Source organism: Aurantimonas aggregata (assembly GCF_010500835.1).
Lineage (GTDB): Bacteria > Pseudomonadota > Alphaproteobacteria > Rhizobiales > Rhizobiaceae > Aurantimonas > Aurantimonas aggregata.
The window spans coordinates 1-14,562 of sequence record NZ_JAAAMJ010000040.1 but is presented as its reverse complement, the minus strand read 5'-3'; the positions used below and the strand labels follow the sequence as shown (position 1 = coordinate 14,562).

Genomic DNA, 14,562 nt, shown 5'->3' with positions numbered 1-14,562 from the left:
AACGGAAGTGATTACTTCAACCCGAGAAAACGGGCCATCAGGAGCTTTCGACATAGTCGTACTCATAGGCGGATGCCTATGCCTTATCGGCTATGCCACCTGTTCGGTCAAAACGGGGTGCGCTCCATTGGCACATTAAGGGCCTCGGCACGCGCCAGAACGGGCTCAAAATCGGGGTGATCGAGGGCTTTTTTGCCGATAAATCCATTGGTCAGGGCTCCCAGAAAGCCATCTTCCCGAACGGCGCGTTCTAGTTCGTCCGCTGCGGCCTCCGGACTCTGCAGCGGCAAGGTTGCAAAGGCCTCGAATCTTCCCTGGTAGCTGGCCATTGGCCCGTCAACAAGCTGTTTGTTGAGACGATACGCAAAGTCGATACCCTCCTGACCTGAAACATTCTGCACACCTGGCGTGTGTGCCGAGAGGATTTGAACGTTGAGCCCTGCCTCATCCATTGCGCCAATGCGGCCCGGGCCGAGGTCGGTAAGACCAGTTTCCTTGAGGTATTCTACGTGATCATCGTTGATCGCGTTCAGCGCCATCAGTTCGTCGGTGGTATAGGTCTCTTCCGTGCCGATAAATGGCAGGTCCCGGTCTCGCAACGCGATGACCGAAGCCTCTGTCGCAGCGGATCGGGATATAATGGCGGGCGCGGACAGTCCGGCACCAAGTGCAGCCGCGCCACTCAGAAAGCTGCGGCGTCCCATCGCCAGGCTCTTTCGAGGATTTACGATCAGTTTCATGGCAAGTTGCTCCGATTTATTTATTATGACGTCTGGGCGAGGCTTTCGCCTGGCAAAGACTTCCGCTTGCCCCCTAGAAGCCGAGATAGATCCTGCCGCATCCTGGAGGTCTTGCGACACATTGGTGAGCCCGCTGATTATCGCCCAAATGGATGCGAGCATCGGGCGCCTTTCGAAGCCGATGCGCCGAGCATCGCAAGCGCATCGTCGGTGTCAGGTCGTTCACGGCCAGTTCCCTTCGAGATTGGATCTGGCGGCACTAATTCAGATTTTGTCGTTGGGTTGTGTTTTCTATTATTAAGAGTCGTTTCTTCGCATGCGGGCGGAGCGAAGCGACCTGGATACTCTCTCCTGATCCACGGCGATCCTCGTCGCCGTCAGGCAGCTGATCCACTTATATCGACGTCCATATTCCGGAACGTTTCTTAACAATACTTAACACCCTCGGGTTGGGGAAGCCGGCTAGGTCCAGGCAGCAACGCGGTTCGATCATCGAACGCGCTGGCCAATTCCGCCTGGAGTCTTGCATGTATTCTTATCCGAGGCCGTCGCCTGACGCTTATACTCGCCAGTCGTCCGTCTCAATCATCGTTCCCACTTTGAACGAGGCGGAGAACGTCGACAGAACCTTGCGCGCCATCATCGAGAATATCGACGGGCGCTTCGGGTTTGAAATCATCGTCACAGATGGGGGGTCGACCGATGGTACGCGCGAAAGGGTGGCCTGTTGGGAGAAGGATCGACCCGTCCGCCTGCTTGAAAACGTTGGCGGCGGCGGGTTGGCCAAAGATGTCCGTGCCGCGGCGTTGAGCGCCAGATTTCCGATCGTCGTTGTGCTTGATGCGGATGGAAGCCATCCGGCTTCAGCGATCCCTTCCCTCGTGGACCCCGTCGCTTCAGGCGAATACGACATAGCGATCGGCAGCCGGTATGTCGCCGGTGGTGCAACGGTCGCCTGGCCCTTCCCGCGCCAGGCGCTTTCGCGCCTTGGCGCTGCGCTCGCGGCGCCCTTTACCGACATACAGGATCCGCTGTCGGGCTTTTTCGCCATACGACGAACATCGCTCCTGGCTGCGGGCGAGAATGCGGAAGGATTCAAGATCGGACTGGAGGCGATTGTCGCCGGGGGCGACGGCGTCAGGGTATACGAGGTGCCGATTTCATTTTCCGACAGGGTCCATGGCACGTCGAAAATAGGCACCGGTCAGGCGATTGCCTACCTCAACCAACTGCTGCGTTATGCCAGGGGCACCACCTCGGCGGTCGCCATGCATCGCTTTGCGCTGGTCGGCTTGGTCGGGTTCCTCCTGGACTTTCTTGTGGTCACGGTTCTGCAGTCGTTCGGCACCAGCATCGCCATCGCTCATGTCTCCGGCTTCTGCCTCTCGGCGGCCTTCAATTATCTTGGTCACATGAAATGGTCGTTCCACGACCGTCCTCCGGTGAAATCGCAGTTCGCGCGGTTCATTCTCGTGTCGGCCATGGCCATTGCCTTGCGCGGCGGCTTCATCGCGGCGGCGACCGATCTCGGTCTTCCCTTCTTCACCGTGGTTTTTGCGGGCATCGCGGGCGGTGGGGTCGTCAGCTACATCGGCAACGAGTTCTATGTATTCAGGAATGACCGGTTCCTGTCTTCAGCGGCTCAATGGAGGCTGGCGGCTCTCGCCATAGCCGTCTATGCCGTGGCGCTGAGGATCGTCTATCAGGGCAGCATCGACCTGATCCCTCAGGAGGCGTACTACTGGAACTACGCCCAGCATCCGGCACTGGGTTACCTCGACCATCCGCCGATGGTGGCGTGGCTGATATGGCTGGGAACATCCGTATTCGGCGATAACGAATTTGGCGTTCGCATCGTGGCAACCCTCGCCTGGATGACGACCGCCTTTTTCATCTTTCGGCTTACGAAGAATCTCTTTGGACAGACGGCCGCGTTTCTGGCTCTGATGCTGCTGTCGGTTTTACCGTTCTATTTCCTCATCGGGATTCTGACCACGCCTGATGCACCGCTTACGGCCGCCTGGGCGGGAGCCTTGTATTTCCTGGAGCGTGCGTTGCGGGCGAAAGATGCCAGGGCCTGGCTCGGCGCCGGACTCTGCGTCGGCCTTGGCATGCTGTCGAAATACACGATCGCATTGCTGGGCCCTGCGACGCTGGTCTATCTGCTCGTCGATCCGCAGTCTCGACAGTGGCTCCTCACTAGATGGCCGTATCTCTGCGCGGGCGTGGTGGCGGTCGTGTTCACCCCGGTGATCGCATGGAACGCCAACCACGACTGGGCTTCCTTCCACTTCCAGGGAAGCAGGCGATGGTTGCAGGGCGACCTTGAATTTTCGACACCCACCCTGGTGCTGTGCATAGCGGCGCTGCTGGGCCCGATCGGGATTTCCCTTGCCGGACATGCCGCCAGCCGGATGGTCCGGTTCCCGGCGAGGACTTTTCTGCGGGAAGCCGGCATGTTCGTCATCGTCTTCACACTGGCGCCGCTTTCGGTTTTCGTCTTCTACAGCCTGTTCCACTCGGTCAAGCTCAACTGGACAGGGCCGGTCTGGTTGGCGTTGGTGCCTGCCATGGCCAATGTGGTTGTCAAAGTAATAAAGCAGGGCGATAAACATCTCTTCATGGATTCCCTGAAGATCACCATGGCGGTCAGCGTTGTGTCGTTCGCGCTACTGTTTCACTACGTCGCTCTGGGCCTGCCCTTGATCGGCCATACCGGCGATCTGCGCGGTTTGCCGGTGGCTTGGGAAGAGTTTGGCGCGGAAGCGGAGCGGATCAGGGCCAGCGTGGAATCCGGAACGGGTCAACCGCCCCTGCTTGTCGGCATGGACCCCTACAACATCGCGAGCGAGCTCGGCTTTTACAGCACAGGGCCGGCCGTGTTGGAACACGTCACAAGTCAGAACCTTTTCGGCAGCAACGGCCTCATGTTCGACACCTGGTTTTCCAACCGCTCCTCCGACGGACGGGACGTGATCATGGTCGGCGTCAAGGAAGCCCACGTTTCCGATGACGGATTGGAGGCATGGTTTGAGACCATCGGCCCGATCAAGCGGCAGGCGGTGCGAAAGAACGGCACCGTGGTGGGACGTTTCTTTTACAGGATCGGCTACGGATTCCGGCATCCCGATTGATGCCCGTTCCCGTCTCCGACCCATCGGCTCGTACCGCCGGATATCTTCGTCCCGTGCCTGCAATGTGCTGTCGCCTTCGAGCGCAACTACTATGTCAGAGGTGGCTCGACGAATCTGCACAGCGGGCTCAGTGGATTGTCTGTCTGAAGGCGGCCAGAATGGCTGTGCTCAGGAGAGACAATGAGCAAGAGACCCAGGCGGAGCCATAGCCCGGCCTTCAAGGCGAAGGTGGCGGTCGCACGATCTGCCGGTCAAGCCAGAACAGCTTCCTTTGGACCGGATTAAACTCATTCAGAACGAGCTAGCCGCTGTGAGCTTCCGCATGACGGAAAAGAAGCAGCCGAGATCCTGATGGTAGTGGAGAATGCCAAGTTCGAGGGAAATCAATTCGAACTGGTGAGCTCGGCCCAGCGCCTCTGCGTCCCATCACGTAGGAAACAGCATTCGATCGGCGCTGCGGCGCCTGGCCACGTGCGCGACCGCCTCGGTCTCGCAAACACGACAATTGCAGGCATGGGCCTGCTAGGCTGTCGTGCGCTTCCGATCACAGAGCTCAATCGGGCGACGGCCGTTGGTATCGAGCGCGAGCTATTACGGGAAGAATTGGAGGCTGCGGTCGCTTGGCTAGACGCGAATGCGCCTGCATGGGCGTTACAGGTTGCGCCCATCGTGACCAGTGAGATCATCTGTGACTATACCAGAACTTGAAGCGGCCGCAGTGAGCACCGGCAGCTAACGGTGCCGTTCCTCGCAACCTGCGCGAAGCCGGGCCAGGGCGACCAACGCGATCGGTCGCCACATCGACGACTTCTACAAACCCGTCCTGCGCCATTCAGCGCTGGACTTCATCAGCCCGCTCAATTCGAGAGGCTGGTCGCATAACTGGAAACGCTCTCCGCTTTGACGGAGCAAGTCCAGGTTGATCATTCCACGTCCTTGAGGACCGTTTCGATCCGACGGAGCCGTTCCACGAGTTCAGCGACGTCCCGGCGAACCATCTCCATCGCCGCTGCGCCCTTCTCCTCTGCCTGTACAGCCCTTTCGGCCAAGCTCCGGTAGGACACCTCCGCGGCCAGGCAAGCCTGTGCCTGCTTTACCGAGGTGCGGGAACGCGTGGCAACTACAATGAGTACCGTGACTAACACCAGCATGGTGCAGATGAGAAAGATCAACGTCCGGTGGTCCATGGTGCGTCTTCGAGTTTCCGTTTTGCCGGGATCGTCGATCATCGACTGGACCGCAGCGGCTATCGTCCAAGGCGATAGTCCGGTGAACGGCCCTCGCGACGGGTCAGGACGGTACGACGGCCGATGTGGGACGCATGTGCCGCCGGAACCCCGCCTCGATCTCGCCCCGCGGCGGTCGGAACCCGTTTGTGAACAAGGCGAGCCAGCCCGGCATTCCATCGAGCGAGCGTCACCTCAGTTCCGATGATGGTCGCCCTGCTCCTCCGTGCCGGGCTTCAGGGGCTGGGCCGCTGCCTTCCGACGCAGATGGTCTGCCTATTCCGCCGTCAATCGAGTCAATTTTCGTTCGGACCAGCCTCAATCCTTCATCCGGCAGAAACCTGATGTCGTGGCGTTCGAAGGCCCTGATCAGGGACCGTAAGGTGGTCGCCGGGATCGGACGGCGCCCACCTTCGAGCGCCACGATGTCCGCAATCGAGACCTTCGCCTCGCGTGACAAGCGTCCGGTCGACCAGTTCGCCATCCCGCGTGCGGCCCGGCATTGGCTCGCCGAGATACTGTGAGTCACCTTTTGCCCTGGAGACCAGCCTTGCCCCATCGTCATCTCCGTTCCTGACATCGCCGCCTAATTCCGATGAGGCCGCGGCGGCGGTGCCACGGATCCTAGAAGAGGTCGAGCGTGAAGCGCTTCGAGACGCCCAGCCCGAAGGTGAACTGGTTCTCGTCGCCGGCCTTCACGATCGGGGAGTCCGCGGCATCGCCGACCAGCTTGCTGTAGGAGGCATCGGCATTGAGGAACCAGTCCTGCCGAAACTCGTACCGGGCGGAACCCGACACGCCGACACTCTTGAAGCCGCCCTTCGGATCGTAGGCGTCGAGGCGAAAGCCGGTATTCGCCGATTCCGCGGCGGTCACGCCGAAATAGGTCTCGGTGTAATCCTCGGAAGCCAGGGTCGCGAAGGGACCGGCCTTCAGCACGAGCTGCGGCGTCGGCCGATAGATCGCATTGGCACCAAGCTCCCCGACCACGCCCTCGGCGCCGCCGAAGGCATAGCGGGCCTCGCCGTAGATCTCGGCGAACTCCCATTCGTAACCGACGCTGATGCCGACCTCATAGGTCGCGTCGACATCGTTGAGGCCGTCGAGGGCGTCGAAATCATCGGCGTTCCGCTCGCCCGTGTACTCGAAGGCGGGGCCGATCGAGAGGCCGCCCTCCTCCGGGCCGGTGCTGCCGATATCGAACAGGCCTGGAATGCGGAGGTAGCCGAAGCCCACGATCGGCGAAGGCGAGACCGAATATTTGTCGGAACCCTCGTATTCCGGCGAGACGTTCCCGCCGACGCCGATTTCGAAGATCAGGTCGATACGGGAAGCAACTGGCGGCGCTTCCATTAGCGGTGCTTCGGGAATCGTCGGTTCGTACTCCCCCGGATCGGCAGCCAGGGCGGCGGTGGAGACGGACACGAGGGCAGTCGTGGCGAGCAGGCACAGACGGAAGTTCATTTTTCAGCCCCTTGGGAGTGGAGATTGGTCGGAACCGGTGGTGGGTTGCGGAACTCGTTGCCGGCCGAAGCATCAAGGCAGGTGCAGGACAGGCAGGCTCGGAACGAGAATTCGGAGCCATTCCGCGGCGTAGAACGCGGGGACGAAGGCGAGCAGGATCAGGCCCTCCAGCGCCGTCTGGCGATGGTGTTTCGGATCGATCATCAGGATTGGCGCGTCCTGCCACTGCGAAAGCCGCGGCAGAAAGCGCGGCACGCGCTTGCGATAGGCATCGTACCCGGCCCCGAAGATTGCGCGGAGCGCGATCTCCTCGTGCCTGACCACCGGCAGGAAGATCGCATAGGCGCCGACGACGAAAAGACTGGCCACGATCAGGCTGCCCGACTGGGCGCCGAGGCCCGCCGCAGCGACGAAGGCAAACAGGTAAAGCGGGTTTCGGCTGACCGAATACGGGCCGTCGGTGACTAGCGTGCGCGGCTTGCGGCCACCGATATAGAGCGTGCACCAGGTCCGCCCGAGAATGCCGGCAACGATCAGCATGATTCCGGCTGCCTCGAGGCTCGCGCGGTACAGGCTGCCGGGCTGCGCCGATCCGGTGGTCAGGACGAGGAGCGGCGCGAGTGCTCCGACGACGACCCAGATCGTCGTCTTGCGGCGCAACTGGAGTGCATCGAGATCGCGGTGTGTGGTCGCTATGTCAGTCATTGCCGTCTCGTCGAGAAAGGAACGAAGATGATGTCGTTCTCGTGCGAGATCGGTAGCCTCTGCGACGGCGGCCGTGAGCGTCGTTTTATGAAGAGATATTACTGGAAGCGACGAGCGGCAGGACTTCGCGGCGCCGCTAGAGCCCGGGCAGCAAGATCCGGGCGATCAGACCGCGGGGTTGGTTGTCGTGGAACTCCAGTCGGCCGCCATGGGCGCGCACGATATCGGTGACGATGGACAGGCCGAGGCCGAAGCTGGAACTACGGCCGGTGCTCCGTGCGGAATCCACCTTGAAGAAGGGCTCGAGCACCCTGGCGCGTTGATGGGCGGCGATGCCCGGCCCGTCATCGGCGACGTCGATGCGGATCATCGAGCCGCCCCGTGCCAGTGTGATCGCGGCGCTGCTGCCGAATTTCAGCGCGTTGTCACAGAGATTTGTCACCGCTCGGGTCAGTGCGTTCGGCTTGCAGAGGCCGGTGAGACGATCCGGACCTTCATAGGTCACCGCGAAGCCCACATCGGCGAAATTTGCCTGGATTGTCTGCATCAGGCTGGCGATATCGGTCGCCTCGGCTTCTTCGCCGGAGGCATCCGTCCTCAGATAGTCCAGCGTTTCATTGACCAGCGCATTGATGTGGTCGATGTCGGCAATCATCATCTCGCGCAGTTCGCAGTCCTCCAGTCGCTCCGTTCGCAACCGCAGCCGGGTCAAGGGCGTGCGCAGGTCGTGGCTGACGCTGCGCAGCATGCGGGTGCGCGTGTCGAGCATTTCCCTGATGCGGGTGCGCATGCCGTTGAGCGCGCGCGCGAGGCTGATGACCTCCTCGGAACCTCTTTCGTCGAACACCGTGTCCTCGCTGACGCCATTGGAGCGGTTCAGCTCCGCCGAGATCCGCGCCAGCGGCGCCGTCACGCCGCGCACGGCGTAGGTGGAGAAAAGCAGCATCAGCGTCACGAACGCGGAGACATAGTAGCTGAGGGGGCTGATAAAATCGTCGGTTATGAACGCACTGGGAAGGTCACGCACCAGCAGCACGGTTTCGCTGTCGACCGGAAGCGACAGTGCCGGGCGCCCGTCAATGATGAATCTGCGCCCGCCGGCCGGCAGCTCCACGTCCGGCGGAAACAGCCAGCGGGTGAACGTGTCGAGCCAGCCGGCCGGCGGCGAGGCAGCGATTATCGGCTTCAGCGCGGCATTCTTGGTAAGCGTCAGGTTCAGATGGCTCGCTGCCGCCGACAATCTGAGGATAAGCGGGCGATCGACGGGGTCCGCCTCTTGCAGCACGAGCGCCGCCATCGACGCCTGCTCCATGATGACGTCAAAATCCTGGATGCCGAAATAGTTGCTTTTCCGCAGGCTCTCGATGCCCCGTCCGGTGATGACGACCGCCACGACCGCGATGACGATGATCACGGTGATCTGGCCGCGGATGGTGCGGGGGGCCCTCATCGCCACAGCACGGTCACGGTTCCACCGTCGCGGTGAACATGTAGCCACCGAGCCGCACCGTCTTCAGCAAGATAGGCTCGCCCGGATCCGCCTCGATCTTCTGCCGCAGGCGCCGCACATGCACGTCGACGCTGCGGTCGATCGGCCCAGCGAGACCGGCATGGGTGTTGGCCAGCAATTGCTCCCGCGAAAGCACCTTTCCAGGATTTCGGCAGAACACCAGGAGCAGGTCGAACTCGGCCGTGGTCATGGCAACCCGCGCGCCGCTTGGGTCGCGCACCTGCCGGCGCTGCGGGTCGAGCGTCCAGCCGTCGAAGCGCAGCGGCTTGAGGCTATCGCGCTCGGCCGGCGCATAGGACGCTCGGCGCAGCAGCGCCCGGATGCGCGCGGTGACCTCGCGGGCGCTGAACGGCTTGGTAACGTAGTCGTCGGCGCCGATCTCCAGCCCGACGATGCGGTCGACCTCCTCGCCCTGGGCCGTCAGCATGATGATCGGAATGGTCAGATCGGCCCGCAGCCGGCGGCATAGGCTGAGACCGTCCTCGCCCGGCAGCATCACGTCGAGCACGATCAGGTCGAAGTTCGATCGCCGCAGCAGCGCATCCATCTCGACGCCGTCGCCAGCGATTTCCGCCGACAAGCCGGCATCGGCCAGTGTCGCCGCCAGCAGGCGGGCTATCTCGAAATCATCCTCGACGATGAGGATACAGGGTTGTTTGGTCGGTGGGCTCTGGCTCATGGCATTCCCGTTGAGGCCCAGGGTCGCCGAACTGTTCCGGGCGGTCATCAGGCCGATCCCCCTAGCTCTTCTGTCTCGACGGTATCAACCGACGGACCGAAGCGCGACCATAGCCGATGGAGTAACGCGCCGACATCGCCGACGAGGCAGTGGAGCGTCGGCACGACCACCAGCGACAGGATGGTCGACGCGACGAGGCCGCCTATCACGGCAATCGCCATCGGCGCGCGGAATTCGCCGCCATCGCCGGACGCCGTTGCTGCCGGGATCATGCCGGCGACCATGGCGAGTGTCGTCATCAGAATCGGCCGCACCCGCTCCGCCGCCGCCTCGACCATCGCCGCGCGACGCGCCACCCCCGCCTTTTCGCGCTCGACCGCGAAGTCGACCAGCATGATGGCGTTCTTGGTGACGATCCCCATCAGCATCAGGATGCCGATGACCACCGGGAGCGAGATCGGCGTTGCCGTCGCCATCAGCGCCGCGACCACGCCGCCGACCGAGAGCGGCAGCGTGACGAGGATCGTCAGCGGCGTCAGCACGCTGCCGAACAGCAGGATCAGGACGATCATCACCAAGCCGAGCCCTGCGGTCATCGCGGTGGCGAAGCCGGCGAAGACATCACCCTGGTCGTCGGAATCGCCGGTCGCCTGGAGCCTCACGCCTTCCGGCAGCGCCCGCACCGTTGCCAGCGACTGGATAGCGTCGAGCCCCTCGCCGGCGGTCATTCCCGCCGGCGTGTCGAAGCTGATCTCGATGCGTCGCTCGCGGTCTAGACGATCGATCTGGGCGACACTGGTGCCGAGCGTGACAGTCGCGACGTCCGACAGCGGGGTCGCTGGCCCCAGGAGGCTGGGAATGCGCAACGACCGAAGCGTGCCGATGTCGTTGCGCGCCCAATTGGCGAGTTGCAGCCGGATCGGAATCCGGCGCCCGTCCTCGACGAATTCCGGCAGATCGCCGTCGCTGGCTCCGACGGTGGAAACACGGATCGTGTCGGCGATGGTTTGCGGGGAAATGCCGGCATCTGCCGCCCGTTCGGCCAGCGGCCGGATCTGGAGCTCGGGCCGTGCCGCCGCCGCAGTGGAGCTTGCTCCAACGGCAAAGCTGCTGGCCGCCAGTTCCTCGAGTATGGCGGCAGCGGAGTCTCCGGCGACCTCGCCATCCTTGCCGAGGACGGCAAAGGAGACGTCGCGTCCGCCCCGATCGTTGAGGATCTCGAACCTGATGTCCGGCACGGTACGCAATATGTCCGCGACAACGGGTTCGAGCACATCCGTCGAACGCGCCCGCTCCGCTGCCGGTCCGAAGTCGATGCGCACGGCCGCGCGCCGGACCTCCCTCAGGCCGGCGGCACTCGTCCCGCCCTCGATGAAGACAAGCCGCGCCTCGTCGATCGCACCGACGCGTGATGCGATGAGCCCGGTGGTCTCCCGCGTCTCGGCAAGCGTCGCGCCCGGCGGCAGCTCGATCGAAACCGACATCCGACCGTTGTCCTCCGGCGGGATGAACTCGCTCGGCAGGAACTGCGCCGACCAGATCGACAGGGCGAACAGGCCAAACGCCGCGCCGAGCGTAGTCCAGCGCCATGCCATCGAGAGGCGCAGCAGCCTGAGATAGCCCTTCATGGCACGTCCCTGCGGGGCCTGTCTCGCCGGATGCGCGCGCAACAGATATGCCGCCATCAGCGGCGTGATCAGCCGGGCGACGAGCAGCGAGAAGAAGACGGCGATGGCCACCGTGAGGCCGAATTCGCGGAAGTATTGACCGACCACGCCGCTCATGAAGCCGACCGGCACGAAGACGGCGATGATCGTGGCGGAGATGGCCATGACGGCAAGGCCGATCTCGTCCGATGCGTCGATAGCTGCCCGGTACGGCTTCTTGCCGCTCTTGCCGTGCCGGACAATATTCTCGATCTCGACAATGGCGTCGTCGACGAGGATGCCCGTGACCAGGGTGATTGCCAGAAGGCTCAGGATGTTCAGCGAAAAGCCGAGCAGGTCCATGGCCCAGAAGGTCGGGATCGCCGACAGCGGCAGCGCGATCGCGGCAATGACCGTCGCGCGCCAGTCGCGCAGGAACAGGAACACGACGACGACAGCGAGGGCCGCGCCCTCGGCGAGGGTGGTCAGCGCGGCGTGGTAGTTGCCGAGCGTCTGGGTGATGCTGTCGTCGATGCGGGTGAAGCGCGCATTGCCGTGCTCGACGGACAATTGCCGCAGGGCATTCGCGACCTCTTCTGCCACGGTAACGTCGCTCGCGCCGCGGGCCCGATAGACCGAGAAGCTGACGACATCGCCGCCATCCAGCGTCGCGAAGCTGCGCGGCTCGGTAAAGCCGTCGACGACGGTGGCAAGCTCCCCGAGCCTCGCCGTCGAACCATCAGGAAGCGCAATGGCTAGCCTTGCCAGTTCCTCGACGGTGCCGGTCGTCGCCACCACCGTGACCGCCCGCTCGCGCCCATCGACTTCGCTGCGGCCGCCGGAAAGGTCGAGGTGCGTTGCGGAGAGTTGGGTATTGACCTGGCTCGCGGTTATCCCGAGCGCCAGCAGGCGATCGGGATCGAGTTGCACGTGAATTTCGCGCGTCACGCCGCCCACCCGGTCGATCCGGCCAACTCCCGGCACGCCCCGCAACCGCCGGATGACGACGTCGTCGACGAACCACGAGAGCTCTTCCGCCGTCATGGCCTTGTCGGCGGCGGCGTATGTCACCACGGCCTCGCTCTCGACGTCGACTCGTTCGATGACCGGTTCGTCGATCGTCGCGGGAAGGTCGCTGCGGATCTTCGCGACAGCATCCCTCACGTCCGCCACCGCCCGGTCGATGGGCACGCCGAGCTCGAAGTTGACCGAGCTCGTCGAAACGCCGTCGCTGATGGTCGAGCTCAGTTCGTCGACGCCAGACAGGGCCGAGATGGCATCCTCGACCAGACGCGTAATGCTGGTCTCCATCTCAGTCGGCGCCACACCGGAATCGGTGATCGTCAGGCTGACCTGCGGCACGTCGATCGTTGGAAAGAAGGTGATCGGCAGCTTCTGGAAGCTGTGGAGGCCGAGCGCCGTCAGCACCACGAACAGGAGGATGGACGGGATTGGGTTGCGGATCGCCCAGGCGGAGACGTTCATTGTGCAGCGTCCGACGTCAGGATGGGACGTTCGGACGAGGTCGACATTGGATAGTCCACGCCGACAGGGGTCACATGGTCACCCTCGGCAAGGAAGTTTCCGGCGCGCAGCACGACAGTCTCGCCCGCCTCTACCCCCGAACCGATTTCGACGAGGCCGGCGGTCCGAAGGCCGGTTTCGAGGATACGGACCACAACGGTTCCGTCCTCGACGACCTGTGCGGTGACCCTGCCTGCCCGATCGCTCAGCGCCGTCGCCGGCAGGAACACGCCGCCGCGGCGCTCGATATCCACCTCGCCGCGCGCAAAGGCACCCACACTGAGATTGCCGGCCTGCGGGAGGCTGATGCGGGCGCGACCGAGACGGCTGCCCGCCTGCAACTCCGGCGCCAGCAAGCGTACGCGGCCTTCAAGCGGCGTGCCGCGGCCGAGCACCATGATGCTGGCGGCCTGGCCCACCGCCAGCCGCGCGAAATCGGCTTCCGGAACCTCCGCATCGAGCTCGATCTCGCCGTTCTCGGCTATCACGAACAGCGGCTCTCCGTTCGCGGACGTTAGTGCGCCCAGCTTGGCAGCTCGCCGCAGGATGCGGCCGTCGGTCGGCGCCTTTACCACCGTGCGCGCCAGCCGGGCTGCGATCTCCTGGCCTTCGGCGATGATCACCCGGCGATCCGCCTGCGCCACCCAAAACGATTGCTTTGCAAGCGCCAGTGCCGAAGCCGCCCGCTTCAGCGTGGTCTGACGCAGTTCGAGCGTCTCGTCCGCGGCGAAGCCCTTGGCGCTCAGCTGCTTGCTGCGCTCCATATCCGCACGGGCCTGTACATGCGCCAGGGCGGCGTCCTCGATCTGGCTTTCCACCTGTTGTATCGCCGCGTCGGCGCGGGCCAGACGGGCAGCGTTGGCACTCTGTTCGATGCTGATCAGCGTCGCGTCGAGCCGGGCCAGCACGTCGCCTCGCTGCACGATGTCGCCGGCCTCTGCCTCGACGGCGACTATGCGCACATCGGCAAGATCCACCTTCACGACGCTTTCCTCGCGCGCCACCAGCGAGCCGACGACGCGGACGCGGTCGGTCAGGACACTCGCGCGCGCCGTCACGACACTGACGGCGGGCGGGCGTTCCTCAGGCATGGCCACGGTGCAACCGACGACGAGCCACGCGAGCATCAAACAGGTTGCCCTTATTGGACGCAGGGGCCTGACGCATCCGGCTGCAAGGCGGCAAAGCATGAGCCAGGACACGATCGTCGAATTTGCAACCCGCAGACCCTTCAGATGCCGCTGACGCACCACCCCGGTAACCAGCTTTTGAGACGCCCTCCTCCTGGTATCCCGGGACCGATCATCCCAAAAGTCGTGCCTGAATGAGACTGGGTGCATGGTGAACTCCGAGGACGACGGAGCGCGCGCCACGCATGACGGCCGCTCCGAGAACCGCAGAGCTAACCCGGACAACTACGGGTGGGGATGATGAACAGTTAACTTATGTTACAGCTCTACCACCCCTTTTGCTGATCGGTCATCCGTCCCGCGGCTAAGGTAGACCACAAGATCACACCCAGCGATGAGCGATCACGTCCGGTTGCGAAGGGACCAACTGATACGGCTTGTTTACCGGGAAGAAAATCTGCCGCACCAACGAAGGTTGTACGCTACGCTGACTGGAGGGAGACGCGTATCGCCCCGATAGGGCGGTCCGGCACCTGTCCGCTCCCAACCATTCGCGGCCATTCACCCATCAGTGCACGTCCCTGAGAGCGGACAGCGAGTCCTTGGGCTCCCCGGCCGCCACAGCCCGCCATACAGTCAAGCGGAACGCATCGAGTGGTCAGTCACCGGTTTGCCCAGCACGTACAGCGGAGTCTCAGATATATGAGGCACAGGATCGGGCGGTTAAGCCTCGACGTGTGATACCGGACAGGGACGCTATCGAATGCCACGCCAGATCGAGTTTGCCGGCACTGCCGAAGAATG

Annotated in this window: 10 protein-coding genes; 2 read left to right on the top strand and 8 right to left on the bottom strand. The window is 63.3% G+C overall.

The genetic code is table 11. From position 1 onward, the window contains the following. Positions 1-107: 107 nt before the first annotated feature. Entirely contained in the window at positions 108-740 is a 633-nt protein-coding gene (locus GTW51_RS22250; RefSeq protein WP_246233350.1) for an amidohydrolase family protein, read from the bottom strand. Positions 741-1,267: 527 nt separating this feature from the next. Between GTW51_RS22250 and GTW51_RS22245 the strand changes: the two genes are divergently transcribed. Further along, the gene (locus GTW51_RS22245; RefSeq protein WP_163046228.1) at positions 1,268-3,874 is read left to right on the top strand and encodes a glycosyltransferase family 39 protein; all 2,607 of its coding nucleotides are present in this window, start codon (positions 1,268-1,270) and stop codon (positions 3,872-3,874) included. A 351-nt stretch (positions 3,875-4,225) separates the two neighbouring features. After that, a complete protein-coding gene (locus GTW51_RS22240) occupies positions 4,226-4,582 on the top strand; it encodes a hypothetical protein (RefSeq protein ID WP_163046227.1) in 357 nt (118 codons plus the stop codon). Between the two features lie 215 nt (positions 4,583-4,797). Here GTW51_RS22240 and GTW51_RS22235 read toward each other — a convergent pair whose 3' ends face one another. From GTW51_RS22235 to GTW51_RS22205, 7 genes are all read right to left on the bottom strand, one after another. Beyond that, positions 4,798-5,103, bottom strand: coding sequence for a hypothetical protein (locus tag GTW51_RS22235; protein WP_163046226.1), 306 nt, complete (start codon positions 5,101-5,103; stop codon positions 4,798-4,800). Between the two features lie 621 nt (positions 5,104-5,724). Further along, entirely contained in the window at positions 5,725-6,564 is an 840-nt protein-coding gene (locus tag GTW51_RS22230) for a MipA/OmpV family protein (protein ID WP_163046225.1), read from the bottom strand. 72 nt (positions 6,565-6,636) lie between these two features. Then, a complete protein-coding gene (locus GTW51_RS22225) occupies positions 6,637-7,269 on the bottom strand; it encodes a methyltransferase family protein (protein WP_163046224.1) in 633 nt (210 codons plus the stop codon). Between the two features lie 136 nt (positions 7,270-7,405). Then, complete coding sequence (locus tag GTW51_RS24600; protein WP_163046223.1) at positions 7,406-8,683, bottom strand: ATP-binding protein; 1,278 nt, start codon at positions 8,681-8,683, stop codon at positions 7,406-7,408. A gap of 49 nt (positions 8,684-8,732) precedes the next feature. Then, positions 8,733-9,458 carry a response regulator transcription factor gene (locus GTW51_RS22215; RefSeq protein WP_163046229.1) on the bottom strand — a complete coding sequence of 242 codons (726 nt, stop codon included), beginning with the start codon at positions 9,456-9,458 and terminating at the stop codon, positions 8,733-8,735. 47 nt (positions 9,459-9,505) lie between these two features. Next, positions 9,506-12,589 (bottom strand): efflux RND transporter permease subunit, encoded by a 3,084-nt coding sequence (locus GTW51_RS22210; protein ID WP_163046222.1) that lies wholly within the window; start codon positions 12,587-12,589, stop codon positions 9,506-9,508. Beyond that, on the bottom strand, positions 12,586-13,755 hold the full coding sequence (locus tag GTW51_RS22205) for an efflux RND transporter periplasmic adaptor subunit (protein ID WP_163046221.1): 1,170 nt from the start codon (positions 13,753-13,755) through the stop codon (positions 12,586-12,588). Before GTW51_RS22205 ends, GTW51_RS22210 begins: the two co-directional genes overlap by 4 nt. Between the last annotated feature and the right edge of the window lie 807 nt (positions 13,756-14,562).

Excerpts from the sequence above, each read along its gene's own strand:
- GTW51_RS22250 (WP_246233350.1), bottom strand. The coding sequence starts at position 740 with ATGAAACTGATCGTAAATCCTCGAAAGAGCCTGGCGATGGGACGCCGC.
- GTW51_RS22245 (WP_163046228.1), top strand. The coding sequence starts at position 1,268 with ATGTATTCTTATCCGAGGCCGTCGCCTGACGCTTATACTCGCCAGTCG.
- GTW51_RS22240 (WP_163046227.1), top strand. The coding sequence starts at position 4,226 with ATGGTAGTGGAGAATGCCAAGTTCGAGGGAAATCAATTCGAACTGGTG.
- GTW51_RS22235 (WP_163046226.1), bottom strand. The coding sequence starts at position 5,103 with ATGATCGACGATCCCGGCAAAACGGAAACTCGAAGACGCACCATGGAC.
- GTW51_RS22230 (WP_163046225.1), bottom strand. The coding sequence starts at position 6,564 with ATGAACTTCCGTCTGTGCCTGCTCGCCACGACTGCCCTCGTGTCCGTC.
- GTW51_RS22225 (WP_163046224.1), bottom strand. The coding sequence starts at position 7,269 with ATGACTGACATAGCGACCACACACCGCGATCTCGATGCACTCCAGTTG.
- GTW51_RS22215 (WP_163046229.1), bottom strand. The coding sequence starts at position 9,458 with ATGAGCCAGAGCCCACCGACCAAACAACCCTGTATCCTCATCGTCGAG.
- GTW51_RS22210 (WP_163046222.1), bottom strand. The coding sequence starts at position 12,589 with ATGAACGTCTCCGCCTGGGCGATCCGCAACCCAATCCCGTCCATCCTC.
- GTW51_RS22205 (WP_163046221.1), bottom strand. The coding sequence starts at position 13,755 with ATGCTCGCGTGGCTCGTCGTCGGTTGCACCGTGGCCATGCCTGAGGAA.